Annotated in this window: 12 protein-coding genes; 8 read left to right on the top strand and 4 right to left on the bottom strand. The window is 69.3% G+C overall.

The genetic code is table 11. The annotated features are described in order from the left end of the window. A partial coding sequence (locus tag QM624_RS19370) for an alpha/beta family hydrolase (RefSeq protein WP_415094884.1) occupies positions 1-596 on the bottom strand: 596 nt, incomplete at its 3' end. 54 nt (positions 597-650) lie between these two features. Between QM624_RS19370 and QM624_RS19365 the strand changes: the two genes are divergently transcribed. The 7 genes from QM624_RS19365 to QM624_RS19335 are packed head-to-tail and all read left to right on the top strand — an operon-like array spanning position 651 to position 6486. Continuing rightward, positions 651-1895 carry a DUF2207 domain-containing protein gene (locus QM624_RS19365; protein WP_415094882.1) on the top strand — a complete coding sequence of 415 codons (1245 nt, stop codon included), beginning with the start codon at positions 651-653 and terminating at the stop codon, positions 1893-1895. A gap of 32 nt (positions 1896-1927) precedes the next feature. Then, positions 1928-2509 (top strand): GNAT family N-acetyltransferase, encoded by a 582-nt coding sequence (locus QM624_RS19360; RefSeq protein WP_415094880.1) that lies wholly within the window; start codon positions 1928-1930, stop codon positions 2507-2509. Between the two features lie 58 nt (positions 2510-2567). Continuing rightward, entirely contained in the window at positions 2568-4604 is a 2037-nt protein-coding gene (locus tag QM624_RS19355) for an NAD(+) synthase (protein ID WP_415094878.1), read from the top strand. A gap of 11 nt (positions 4605-4615) precedes the next feature. Beyond that, positions 4616-5029, top strand: a complete 414-nt coding sequence (locus QM624_RS19350; protein ID WP_415094876.1) for a hypothetical protein — start codon at positions 4616-4618, stop codon at positions 5027-5029. Then, entirely contained in the window at positions 5008-5214 is a 207-nt protein-coding gene (locus tag QM624_RS19345) for an HAD-IA family hydrolase (protein ID WP_415094874.1), read from the top strand. The genes QM624_RS19350 and QM624_RS19345 overlap by 22 nt, the downstream gene beginning before the upstream one ends. Before the next feature lie 10 nt (positions 5215-5224). Further along, positions 5225-5890: a hypothetical protein gene (locus QM624_RS19340; protein WP_415094872.1), complete on the top strand. Its 666-nt coding sequence runs from the start codon at positions 5225-5227 to the stop codon at positions 5888-5890. Then, positions 5887-6486 (top strand): HAD-IA family hydrolase, encoded by a 600-nt coding sequence (locus QM624_RS19335; protein WP_415094870.1) that lies wholly within the window; start codon positions 5887-5889, stop codon positions 6484-6486. Before QM624_RS19340 ends, QM624_RS19335 begins: the two co-directional genes overlap by 4 nt. 107 nt (positions 6487-6593) lie before the next feature. Here the strand turns inward: QM624_RS19335 and QM624_RS19330 are convergent, their stop codons facing one another. After that, the gene (locus QM624_RS19330) at positions 6594-7028 is read right to left on the bottom strand and encodes a TM2 domain-containing protein (protein WP_415094868.1); all 435 of its coding nucleotides are present in this window, start codon (positions 7026-7028) and stop codon (positions 6594-6596) included. A gap of 131 nt (positions 7029-7159) precedes the next feature. Here QM624_RS19330 and QM624_RS19325 point away from each other — a divergent pair, with 131 nt between their 5' ends. Beyond that, the gene (locus QM624_RS19325; protein ID WP_415094866.1) at positions 7160-8416 is read left to right on the top strand and encodes a DUF445 domain-containing protein; all 1257 of its coding nucleotides are present in this window, start codon (positions 7160-7162) and stop codon (positions 8414-8416) included. 132 nt (positions 8417-8548) lie between these two features. On the opposite strand, the gene QM624_RS19320 is transcribed toward QM624_RS19325, so the two are convergent. Beyond that, positions 8549-9952: an MFS transporter gene (locus QM624_RS19320; protein WP_415094864.1), complete on the bottom strand. Its 1404-nt coding sequence runs from the start codon at positions 9950-9952 to the stop codon at positions 8549-8551. 340 nt (positions 9953-10292) lie between these two features. Next, a complete protein-coding gene (locus tag QM624_RS19315) occupies positions 10293-12938 on the bottom strand; it encodes an Rne/Rng family ribonuclease (protein WP_415094886.1) in 2646 nt (881 codons plus the stop codon). Positions 12939-12980: the final 42 nt, after the last annotated feature.

Raw genomic sequence — 12980 nt, 5'->3', positions numbered from 1 at the left:
TCGACGCCGGCCCGGTCGGCCTTGGTCCGGGGCGCGAACGAATGGGCGCCGGGTACCGCGACCACCTCGGGCTGCGCTCCCCCGGCCTCCGCGGCGGCGGCGCGGACGTCGTCCGGCGAGCCGAACGGGTCACGTTCGCCCTGGATGACGAGCACCGGCCCGGCCACTCCGGCCAGCTCGGCGATCCGGGAGTTCTCCGGCTTGCCGGGCGGATGCAGCGGGAACGCCAGGCAGATCACGCCGGCCTGTCGTTCGTCGAAGCAGCGGCAGGCCACCCGAGCGCCGGCGCTGCGGCCGCCGACCCACAGCGGCAGCCCTGGGTGCTCGGTCAGCATCCGATCCAGTGCCGGACGCCAGCCCTCGTCCAGGATGGGCGGACGCGCCGCGACTCGTTTGCCGGCCACCCGCCAGGGTTGCTCGTGCAGCACCACCACGATCCCGCGCGAAGGCAGCTCGGCGGCCAGCGTGACCAGGTCGAAGGCGTGGGTGCCGCCGCCGGCCCCGTGCCCCAGCAGCAGCACGGCGCGCGGGTCGTCCGGAGCGTGCACGGTGAGCCGCGACGGGCCGTGCGGCGTCCTGACTGTCGGCAGCTTCATGACAGCATTCTGGCGTCCGCGAAGGCGGTTCGGGGCACCTGTCACTATGGGCGTATGGACGTGACCTGGATCGGGGCCGCGCTCGGCGTGGCGGTGTTGCTGGTGTGGGCCTGGCGGGCCCAACGGCGGAAGTTCGCCGACGAGATGTTCGCCGGGGTCGTTCCCGGCCTGACGCCGCTCGGCGGTCAGGCCGAGACCCGCGTGCCGGTGCCGGGCGGCAGCGAGTACAGCGGAGAGGTCGCGGTCGCGTTCAACCCTCCTCGGGGCGTCGGACCAGGACTGGCCGGCACCGTCGTGGACGGCACCCCCGAGAACCGTGACGTGATGGCCACCATCGTCGACCTCGCCGCCCGCGGGCATCTGACGATCACCGTGGTGGAGAGCCCGCAGACTCGCGGCGGCAAGGACTGGGAGCTGCACGTCGCCGACAATCCGCCCGCCGATCCGCTCGACCCCATCGAACAGCAACTGCTCGGCGATCTGTTCCTGGTCACGCCCGACGTCCGGCTGTCCGAGCTGCCCGCCCAGGGCAACCGTGCGTTCGGCGACTTCCAGTACACCCTGGCGAACGCCTCCTACGAGCGCGGCTACTTCCGTCAGGTCACCGGAATGCACCCCGTCCGGGTGGTCTGGATCGTGGCCGGTCTGTTGCTGCTGGTCGGGTTCGCCACGAGCACCGGTGCCGCGATGGCGGCCGGCGCGGTCGCAGCGCTGGGCGGCGCGCTGATCGGCACCCGCACCGCGCAGCGACCGGTACGCAGCGCGGAGGGCACCGCGCTGCGCATCCAGACGCTGAGCTTCAAGCGCTACCTGGCCACCGCCGAGGTCGAACAGTTCTCCTACGAGGAGGCGGCCGGCATCTTCTCCAAGTACCTGCCCTGGGCGATCGCGCTCGGTGTTGCCGATCACTGGGTGAAGGTGTTCGGCGATCTGGCCGCGCAGGCCCGCGCCGACGGCTACGACGACGGCTTCGACCTCGTTTGGCTAGGGGTGATGGGCTGGGGTCTGCACGATGCGATGTTCACCCTGGCGATGTTCTCGGCGATGGACGGCTTCGACGGCGTGGGCGACGTCGGCTCGCTGGGCGACGCGTTCGGCGATGCCGGCGGCATGTTCGACGGCGGCACGATGGACAGCCTGGGAGCCGACGCCGGCAGCGCGTTCGGCGACTCGGGTGGCTTCGACGGCGACTTCTCCTCGGTCTCCGACGGCGGCGATATCGGCGGCGGCGGAGGCGACTGGGGCGGCTTCGGCGGCGGCGATTGGGGCGGTTTCGGCGACTTCGGCGGTGGCGACTGAGTCACCGGCGTGCCGGGGCCCAGAATGCTGCCATGAGAGTCACCACCTGGTCGTTGCAGATGCTCCAACCGGCAGCGCGGGCGCCGCGTCCGCTGCCTGACGGCGTCCGGTTGGAACGGGCGGACGGCATCACCCCCGAATACGCCCGCTTTCTCTATGCGCTGGTGGGCGGCAACTGGTACTGGCTGGATCGTCTCCGCTGGTCACGGGAACAGTGGGCAGAAGAACTGGCGGTACCCGGCCGCGAGTTCTGGGTGCTGTACAGCGAGGGAGTGCCGCTGGGCTACCTGCATCTGCACCCAGTGGTCCAGGCCGACGGCACCCACGTCGAGATCCGCTACTTCGGGCTCGCCGAACAGGGTCTCGGACGCCGTCTCGGCGGCCTGCTGCTGGAACATGGCATCACGGCCGCCTGGTCGATCGCCGAACGCGCGGAGTTGCCCGTCGTCGTCCGGGTCTGGGTGCACACCTGCAGCCTGGACGGCGCCGCGGCGCTGACCAACTACCAGGCTCGCGGGCTGGAGATCTTCGCCACCGAAGAGGCCGATGAAGAGTTGCCCGAGGCTCCCCCGGGCCCCTGGGTGGCCGCTGGCGGGCCGGCGTCCACCGAGTAGCGCTGTCCGCTCGCCGCATCTGACATGCTGAACCTGCCCGGACGCGAGAAGGAGCGGAATGGACTTCCACAATCTGTACGCCCACGGTTTTGCCCGGGTGGCGGCGGCCACGCTGCCGATCGCCATGGTGCAGCCGGAAGTCAATGCGGCCGCGATCCTGGAGCAAGCCCGTGAGTTGGACGCCGACGGCGTCGCGCTGGCCGTGTTTCCCGAGCTGTGCCTGACCGGGTATTCGATCGAGGACCTGCTGCTGCAGGACGTGGTGCTGGACGCCGCCGACGCCGCGATCGCGTCCGTCGTGGAGGGGTCCGCAGAACTCGGCACCGTGCTGGTGGTCGGCGCTCCGCTGCGCAGCCTGCACCGGATCTACAACTGCGCGATCGTCATCCACCGCGGCACGATCCTGGGCGTGGTGCCGAAGTCGTACCTGCCCACCTACCGGGAGTTCTACGAGCGCCGGCAGATCGCCCCCGGCGACGACGTCACCGGTGAGATCCGGGTGGCCGGGGTGGACGTCCCGTTCGGGCCCGATCTGCTGTTCGCCGCCGACGACGTCCCGCATTTCGTGCTGCACGTGGAGATCTGCGAAGACATGTGGGTGCCGATCCCACCCAGCGCCGAGGCCGCGCTGGCCGGGGCCACCGTGCTGGCCAACCTGTCCGGGTCGCCGATCACCGTCGCCAAATCGGTGGAACGCCATCAGTTGTGCGCGGCAAACTCGTCGCGCTGCCTGGCCGCCTACGTCTATGCCGCCGCCGGTGAGGGCGAGTCGTCCACCGACCTGTCCTGGGACGGGCAGACGATGATCTACGAGAACGGCACCCTGCTGGCCGAATCGGAGCGGTTCCCGAACGGTCCGCGGGCCTCGATCGCCGACGTCCATCTCGGCCGGCTGCATCAGGAGCGGCTGCGGATGGGCACCTTCGACGACAACCGGCGCGCGCATGCCGAGCGGGTGGACGGCTTCCGCTGGGTGTCGTTCACGCTCGGTGCGCCGTCCGGCGATCTGGGGTTGAGAAGGGACGTTGCCCGCTTCCCGTTCGTGCCGTCCGACCCGGCCCGGCTCGCCCAGGACTGCTACGAGGCGTACAACATCCAGGTCAGCGGGCTGGAGCAACGGCTGCGCGCGATCGGTCAGCCCAAGCTGGTGATCGGCGTCTCGGGCGGCCTGGATTCCACCCATGCGCTGATCGTGGCCGCCAAGGCGATGGACCGGCTGGGCAGGCCGCGCACCGACATCCTGGCGTTCACCATGCCGGGCTTCGCCACGTCCGACCACACCAGGAACAACGCCACCCGGCTCGCCGAATCGCTGGGCGTCACCTTCGCCACCCTGGACATCACCGGCACGGCCCGCACCATGCTGGCCGAGATGGACCACCCCTTCGCCGAGGGTGAGCCGGTCTACGACATCACCTTCGAGAACGTGCAGGCCGGGCTGCGTACCGACTACCTGTTCCGGTTGGCGAACCAGCGGGGCGGCATCGTGCTCGGCACCGGTGACCTCTCCGAGCTGGCGCTGGGCTGGTGCACGTACGGCGTCGGCGATCAGATGAGCCACTACAACGTCAACGGCGGCGTGCCGAAGACGTTGATGCAGCACCTGATCCGCTGGGTGAGCGCGTCCGGGCAGTTCAGCGACGAGGTCGGCGAGGTGCTGCACGCCATCCTGGACACCGAGATCACCCCGGAGTTGGTGCCCACCACGCCGGGCGAGAAACCGCAGTCGACGGAGGCGTCGATCGGGCCCTACAACCTGCAGGACTTCACGCTGTACCACGTGCTGCGGCACGGCACCGCCCCCTCGACGATCGCGTTCCTGGCCCTGCATGCCTGGTCGGACGCCGCCCACGGCGACTGGCCGGAGGGCTTCCCCGACGACAAGCGGGTCGGTTACGACCTGCCGACGATCAAGAAGTGGCTGGAGGTGTTCCTGCGCCGGTTCTTCGGTTTCGCCCAGTTCAAGCGCTCGGCGCTGCCGAACGGGCCGAAGGTGGTGCGAGGCGGTTCGCTGTCCCCGCGCGGTGACTGGCGGATGCCGTCCGATGTGTCGGCGACGCTGTGGCTGGACGAGTTGCAGCGCAACGTGCCATGACAACAGGAGCAGTGACCAGCGTCGTCTTCGACATCGCCAACGTGATCGTCGACTGGGATCCGCGGCGCACCCTGCCCGGAGCGCTCCCCCAGCCCGAGGTGGACGCGTTCTTCGCCTCGACCGAGTTCTGGGAGCTCAACGAGGCCTGGGACCACGGCCTGCCGGTGGCCGAAGCGATCGCCGAGATGGACCGCCGGGCACCCCACCTGGGTGGCGCGTTCCGGCTCTACGTCGACCGATACGCCCACTCGGTGACCGGACTGGTACCGGGCACCACCGAAGTGATCCGCGAACTGAAGGCCGTCGGCGTGCCCTGCTTCGGGCTGTCCAACTGGCCCAAGGAGACCTTCGACATCGCCCAGGCCGCCAGCCCGATCATCGACGAACTGGGGACGACGTCGTGGTGTCGGGCCAGGTGGGCCTGACCAAGCCCGATCCCGAGATCTACCGGGTGAGCCTGCGCCGCTTCGGCTTGGCCGCGGAATCGACGGTGTTCGTCGACGATCGGCAGAACAACGTCGACGCCTCGATCGAGGTCGGCATGACCGGGCTGCTGTTCACCGACGCGGCCCGGCTGCGCACTGATCTCACCGAATTGGGACTGTTGTGAGGAGCAGCCGGTGACCATCGAGACCCCGCGGGTGAACCCGCCGCAACTGCCTCCGCTGATCGGACGCGAACTCGGCCCGGACGCCGACGGCACCACGATCATCGAGGCACGGATCTCCTGGCATGCCGAGGAGGCGTCCGCGGTCGGAGCGACGATCAGCGACTCGCGGCTGGTTCAGCTGCCGGGGCAGCGGTTGGCGATGCGCCGCGTCCGGCTGACCGAGGTGGAGGTGGACGACCCGGTCACCATCACCTGGGACGCACCCCGTTCGGAGTGGCGCGGCGTGGTGGTCAGCGGCGGCAGCATCGGCGTGCTGGACGCCTCGGGCGCCCGCTGGAACAACGTCGCTCTGCACGGCGTCCGGATCGGTTACCTCAACCTGCGCGAGGCCGTCGTCTCGGACCTCCAGCTCACCGGCTGCCGGATCGGCACCCTCGATCTGGCCGGTGCGAACGTGACCCGGACGGCGCTCGCCGAGTGCCTGGTCGAGGATCTCGATCTGCACAACCGCAAGGGGGAACACCTTGACCTGCGGGGGCTGGACATGGTGCGGTTGAATCGTCTGGACGGTGTCGACGGCATGGCCGGAGCCATCATCACCGACGAGCAGGCACACGGGCTCGGGCCGATCCTGGCCCAGGCTCTGCGCATCAGGATCGCCGAGGAGGATCTGTGACCACCGCCCTCATCTTCGACGTCGCCAACGTGATCGTCGACTGGGACCCGATCCGGGCATTGGAGGGCGTCGTGGACGCCGGCCGGATCGACGACTTCCTCACCTCGGACGTGTTCTGGGAACTCAACGCGCGCACCGACGCCGGCATGCCGTTGCGCGACGCACTGGTCGAGATGGACGACCAAGCCCCGCAACTCGCCGAGATCTACCGGGTCTACCTGGACCGCTTCCCGTTGACGGTCAGCGGCCCGGTGCCGGGAACCGCCGAAGTCATCGACGACCTGCTGACGGCCGGCGTGCCGTGCTTCGGGCTGTCCAACTGGGCCAAGGAGAACTTCAACATCGCCCGGCGCGCCAACCCGGTGATCGACCGGCTGGCCGACGTGATCGTCTCCGGCGAGGTCGGTCTCGCCAAGCCCGACGCCGACATCTTCCGCTACGCCCTGGAACGCTTCGGCCTCGAGGCTGACGACACGATGATGATCGACGACACCCAGGAGAACCTGGACTCGGCCTCCACCGTAGGGTTGGGCACCACCCTGTTCACCAGCGCCGATCAGCTCCGAGCCGACCTGCAGGCACACCAACTGCTCTGATTCGTCAGACCACCTTCCGTGGGCCACCGTCGGTCGAGCTTGTCGAGACCCTTCCAACGCCAGCAAACCCGGTTTCGACAGGCTCAACCAGCGGGGATCCGGCGGAATCAGGGACGCAGCGGACGTCCGGCGCGATCACGGGGCTGGCCGGCCAGCAGGACGATGCCGTCGATCAACGGCCACAGCGCACCGACGCCGAGGGTGAACCAGGTCACCAGGATCTGCGCGATGGCCATGCCGGGATTGCCCAGGTAGAACCGGCCGACGCCGAAGCTGCCCAAGAAGATCTGCAGCAGGCCGGCCACCACCTTGCTCTTGTCCGAGTACGGCAGGCCGGTGAGCGGATCGACACCGAACGGCGCCAGTGCCTGCGGCGCGTACGGATTCAACTGCGGCACGACCGGCAGCCCATAGGACGGTGCCGGCGGCTGAGGCGGATAGCTGTGGTACTGCTGCTGCGGCGGGTACGGCGTGTACTGGTAGCCGCCACCGGCATGCTGCGGGGGCTCCGGCTGCGTGGGCGGGTAGGGGTTCTGGCTCATCACGTACTCCTGGGTGCTTCACCTCAGGATAAGGCGTAGCCACCGCCCTTCGGCGCCATCGTGTCGCGCTGAACACCGTGATGATCGGCGCGCCCTAGCCGACGCCCGGCTACTGCTGGAATCCTGGGCGGGTGTCGATCGCAACGATGTCACCGGCCGATCAGGAACGTGCGTCCCGGCTACGGCGAATGAAGCTGATCGCCCTGGGCCTGCTGCTGCTCGCGGCGGCGGTCTATCTGGGCACGCTGCGGGTGGCCGACGAGGGTGTCTGGGGCTTCGTCAACGCCGGCGCCGAGGCGGCCATGGTCGGTGCTCTGGCCGACTGGTTCGCGGTGACCGCGTTGTTCCGCCATCCGCTCGGGCTTCCGGTGCCGCATACCGCGATCATTCCGCGCCGCAAGGACGACATCGCCCGCAATCTGCAGTCCTTCTTCACCGAGAACTTCCTCACCGAGGCGATCGTCCGCGAGCGGGTGGCGGCCACTCGGGTCGGCACCTGGCTCGGTGAGTGGCTGCAGGTCGAGACCAACGCCGTCCGGGTGGTGGCCGAGGGCTCCCGGCTGGCCCGGGTCGGGTTGACCCGGATCTCGGACGACGATGTGAATCACCTGGTCAGCGAGGTGATCGTGCCCCGGCTGCGGTCGGAACCGCTGGCCGGCGCCGCCGGTGATCTGCTGGACGCCATCGTCACCGACGGCGCCCACCACGGGCTGGTCGACCTGGTCGTCGGCGAGGTGCACGACTGGCTGCGACGGCACCCCGACACCTTCGACGGGATCGTCGGTGAGCGGGCGCCGCGGTGGGCACCCAAGTTCATCAACCGCCGTGTCGTCAGCTGGACCTACGACCAGGCGATGGAGTGGCTGTGGGCGATCCGCCGCGACCGGAACCATCCGACCCGGGCCGCCCTGGACGACCTGCTGCGCCAAGTCGCGGGCGACCTGCAACGCAACCCGGTGGTGGCCGAGCGGGCCGAGAAACTCAAGGACCGGCTGCTCAGCCATCCGCAGACCGCCGAGACGATCGTCAGCCTGTGGCGGACGGTGCAGGGATCACTCGATTCGGCGCTCGCCGCCGAGTCGTCCGAACTGAAGCAGCGCGCCGTCCGTGCCGTCCAGCGGTTCGGAGACTCGCTGCTGGACGACGACGCCCTCCGCGCCCGGTTGGAAGGACGGCTGGAGGACGCCTCCGCGTTCGTCGTCCGCACCTACGGCGCCGAACTCTCGACCGTGATCAGCCACACCATCGAACGCTGGGACGGCAAACAGGCCGCCCGCCGCATCGAGTTGCACGTCGGACGCGACCTGCAGTTCATCCGGATCAACGGCACCGTCGTCGGCTGCCTCGCAGGCCTCGGCATCCACGCCATCAGCCTGCTGGTCCGCTAACCACCCCTGTTGGTCGAGCTTGTCCAGACCCGGCCAACCGGGTGACCAAAGGAACCGTCCCCACGGTCACCGGGGACGGTTCCCTTGGTCACCGGGGACGGTTCTCTCGGTCACCGGGGACGGTTCTTTTGGTCACCGGGGACTGGTGCCAACTAGCTCGAGCTCGTCTTCGACGGACGCCGCCGAGTAGTCGGTGTCCTTGGTCTCACGGCTGAGGAAGAGGGCGATCAGGGTGAGGACGCCCGAGCCGGCCAGGTAGACGCCGACCAGCCAGGTGCTGCCGCCGGCCTGGGCCCACAGAGCGACGGCGATGATCGGGGCCACCGCGGCACCCAGGATGCTCGACACGTTGTAGGCGATCGCCGAACCCGTGTAACGCACGTTGGTCGGGAAGAGTTCGGGCAGCAGTGCCCCCATCGGGCCGAAGGTGGCGCCCATCAGCGTGAAACCGATGATCAGGCCGGCCTGAGCCATCGCGCCGGTGAACAACGGGTCGGCCTGGCCGGAGAACCACAGCGGGAAGGCGAGACCGAACACGATGATCACCGCTGTGACGCCGAGCAGCAGCTTGCGACGTCCGATCGAATCGGCGAGCGGACCGGAGAGCAGCGTGAACAGGCCGAAGAAGATAACGCCGATGATCTGCATCAACACGAACTGGGTGTAGCCGATGCCCAGACCGGCAGGGCTCGCGGTCGCCTTCGCAGTGCCGTAGGTGAGGGTGAAGCTGCTCATCAGATAGAACAGCACATAGGTGGCGAGCATGATGAACGTGCCCAGCACCACCTCGCGCCAATGGAACCGGAAGGTGGTGCTCAGCGGCAGCTTGCGGATCGCGCCGCGCTTCTCGGCGTCGGTGAACGCCGCCGATTCGACCAGCTTCAGCCGCACCCAGAGTCCGACGATCACCATCACCGCCGAGAACAGGAACGGCACCCGCCAGCCCCAGGTCAGGAACGCCTCCGACTGCAGCGCGCCGGCGTCCGGGGGAAGTGCCGCGCTGATCGACAGGAAGATCCCGTTCGCGATGATGAAGCCGAGCGGTGCACCCACCTGCGGGAACGTGCCGTACCAGGCGCGCTTGCCCTCGGGCGCGTTCTCGGTCGCCACCAGCGCGGCACCCGACCATTCGCCGCCGAGCGCGAAACCCTGCGCGAGGCGCAGCACCAGCAGCAGGATCGGTGCGAGCAGGCCGACGCTGTGGAAGGTCGGCAACAGGCCGATCAGGAAGGTGGCGATGCCCATCGTCAGCAGGCTCACCACCAGCGTGGTCTTGCGTCCCCGCTTGTCGCCGAGGTGGCCGAAGAAGATCGCGCCGATCGGGCGGGCGATCATTGCCGCACCGAACACGCCGAACGACGCGATCAGCGCGGTCGTCGAGTTGCCGGTGGGAAAGAACAGTTGCGGGAAGACCAGGACGGCCGCGGTGGCGTAGACGTAGAAGTCGTAGAACTCGATCGTCGTCCCGATCATGCTCGCGGTGATCACCCGCGCCGGAGAGTTCAGCGGGGCCGGAGTCGTTGCGGTAGCAGTCATGGGGGTGTCTCCTTCCAACCCAGCACCTTATGACCGGCTCGGACGCCGGCGTCCGTCATCCACGGGTGTTGCGCGAGTCGGTAGGGCGGCTGGATCGTGCTAAAGCCGTCCTTCGGTATCGAACACAAGTCGTCCCGGCTTGATCCGGGATCTCGGCGTCACGGTCGGCTCACGAGATCCCGGCGTTCGCCGGGATGACGGATGTGGCCAGACGACGGCTCGGGACGGGTCTCGACAAGCTCGACCAGCGGTGGGCGTCCGCGCACACGACGACTCGGAACGGGTTTCGACAAGCTCGAGCGGTTGGTTCAGCTTGTCGAAACCACGTCCGAAAGGTGGCTCAGTGGCGCCGGCGGCGTCCGTGCTCACGCTCGCCGCCGTCGGCGGGAGCCTGGGAGTCGACCGGGGTGTCGTGGCGGTGGTAGCCGCGTCCGTGGCAGGTCTCGCAGGTGACGGTGAACGCCTCGGCCAGGCCGGTACCGATCTTCTTGCGGGTCATCTGCACCAGGCCCAGCGAGGTGACTTCGGCCACCTGGTGCCGGGTGCGGTCGCGTCCGAGGCACTCCACCAGCCGGCGCAGCAGCAACTCGCGGTTGGCCGGCAGCACCATGTCGATGAAGTCGACGACGATGATGCCGCCGATGTCGCGCAGCCTCAGCTGGCGGACGATCTCTTCGGCCGCCTCTAGGTTGTTGGAGGTGACGGTGGCCTCGAGGTTGCCCGAGGTGCCGGTGAATTTGCCGGTGTTGACGTCGATGACGGTCATCGCCTCGGTGCGGTCGATGATCAACGAACCACCCGACGGCAGGAACACCTTGCGCTCCAGCGCCTTGGCGATCTGCTCGTCGATCCGGTTGGCCGCGAACAGGTCGCCGGACTCCTCCCGGTCCCAGTGCTCCAGCCGCTCCTTCAAGTGCGGGGCGACATGGGTCACGTAGGCGTCCACGGTGTCCCAGGCGTCCTCACCCTTGCCGTTGCCGTCGACGACGAGGCGGCCGAAGTCCTCGGTGAACAGGTCCCGGACGATCCGGACGGTCAGGTCGGGCTCGGCGTACAGCAACTCCGGGGACTTGCCGGCCTTCACCCGCTTCTCGATGACCTCCCACTGCGCCTTCAACCGGTTGACGTCGCGCACCAGCTCCTCCTCGGACGCTCCCTCGGCCGCGGTGCGAACGATCACCGACGCGGTGTCGCCGACCAGCTCGTCGAGGATGCCCTTGAGCCGCGTCCGCTCGCCCTCGGGCAGCTTGCGGGAGATGCCGGAGAGCTGGCCGCCCGGCGAGTACACGACGTAGCGGCCGGGGATCGAGACGTGCCCGGTGAGCCGGGCACCCTTGGCGCCGATCGGGTCCTTGGTGACCTGCACCAGCACGCTCTGGCCCGACTTGAAAACCTTCTCCATCTTGCGGTCGCCGCCGGTGACGCCGAATGTCTCCCAGTCGACCTCGCCGGCGTACAGGACGGCGTTGCGGCCGCGTCCGATATCGATGAAGGCGGCCTCCATCGAGGGCAGCACGTTCTGCACCTTGCCCAGGTACACGTTGCCGATCATCGAATTCGCGGACGCCCGGTCGACGTAATGCTCGACCAGGATGTTGTCCTCAAGGACGGCGATCTGGGTGTAGTCGTCGGCCTGCCGGATCAGCATCTTCCGGTCGACCGCCTCGCGCCGGGCCAGGAACTCGGCCTCGGACAGGATCGGCGAACGGCGGCGTCCGGCGGCACGGCCTTCACGACGCCGCTGCCGCTTGGCCTCCATCCGGGTCGAACCGTCGATGCCGGTGACTTCGTCGCTGGCCTTCGAACGGCGCGGCTGGCGCACCCGGACCACGACATCGGTCGGATCGTCGTCGGAGCCGGTGGTGTCCTCACCGCGGCGACGGCGACGCCGGCGGCGACGGCTGGAGCCACCGCTCTCGCCGCCCTCCGCGGACTCGCCGGCAGCCTCGGTTTCGCCCTCGGCGTCGGCAGCACTCGCCTCACCGTCGGTATCGGCCTCGTCATCGCTGCTGTCGTCGCCGGCCTCGTCGTCGGTGGTTTCGACCGCGCCACCACGACGGCGACGGCGTCCACCACGACGGCGCCGCCGACGGCGCGGACCTTCACCGGAGTCGTCGCCGTCGTCGGCACCGTCTCCCTGGTCGTCGGCCTCGTCGGTCTCCACCAGTTCGTCGGAGACAACCAGCACCACCGCGGCGGGCTCCTCGTCCTCGGACGCGTCGGCAGCCTCGTCATCGCGCTGCGCACCGATAGCGGCCGCGAGTTCGTCGAGCACCGCGGCGGCTTCGGTCTCGGTCTTCTTCGCCCGCTTGCGCCCGCGTGCCCTGCTCAGCTCGGCGAGGCTCTCCGCGACCGGGTCGGCCTCAGCCTCCGGCTGCTCGGGGCTGATCGACGATGCCTCGGCGTCAGCCACCGGCGCCTCGGGTTCGGCGACCGGCGCCTCCGGTTCGCGCCGGCGACGGCGTCCGCGCTGCTCAGCGGGCCGCGGGGCGAGGTCGTCCAGCCTCGGCAGCTCGTCGAGGCTGAGCGGCTCCGGCAGCGGCTCGGACGCCTCGGGCTCGGCAACCACCTCGGTGATCACGGCCCGCTTGCGACGGCGCCGCGGCGTCGGCTCGGCAGCGGGCTCGTCCGCTTCGATCAGCGCCGGCTCCTGGGGCGCGGCACCTTCATGGGTGGTCGCCGGACTCGTTTCGGCGGCCGGCTCGTCAGCGGTTTCGTCGGCGACCTGCTCGTCGGTGGTCTCATCCTCGGAGATCTCATCGCCGGGGGCCTCGGAGGCCTCGACGACAGCCTCGGCATCCGCCGTGCCCTCGGGATCGGACGCCGCCTCTTCCTCAGCCGCGGGCTCTTTCTCGGCCGCGGGCTCCTCGACTGCCTCGGCCTCCGGGGTGGACTCCACCGGGGCGTCGGCAGGCGTCTCGTCGATCGCCGGCGTCTCGATCGGGACGACCGCCTCGAGCAGCTGATCGGCCTCTGCTTCAGCCATCGGCAGCGGCTCGGCGGGCGCCGTCCGCGGTGCGGCGGGCGG

It is taken from the genome of Micropruina sp. (assembly GCF_047606365.1).
Taxonomy (GTDB): domain Bacteria; phylum Actinomycetota; class Actinomycetes; order Propionibacteriales; family Propionibacteriaceae; genus Micropruina.
The sequence above is the reverse complement of the archived record's forward strand: the minus strand, read 5'-3'. Positions and strand labels throughout refer to the sequence as shown.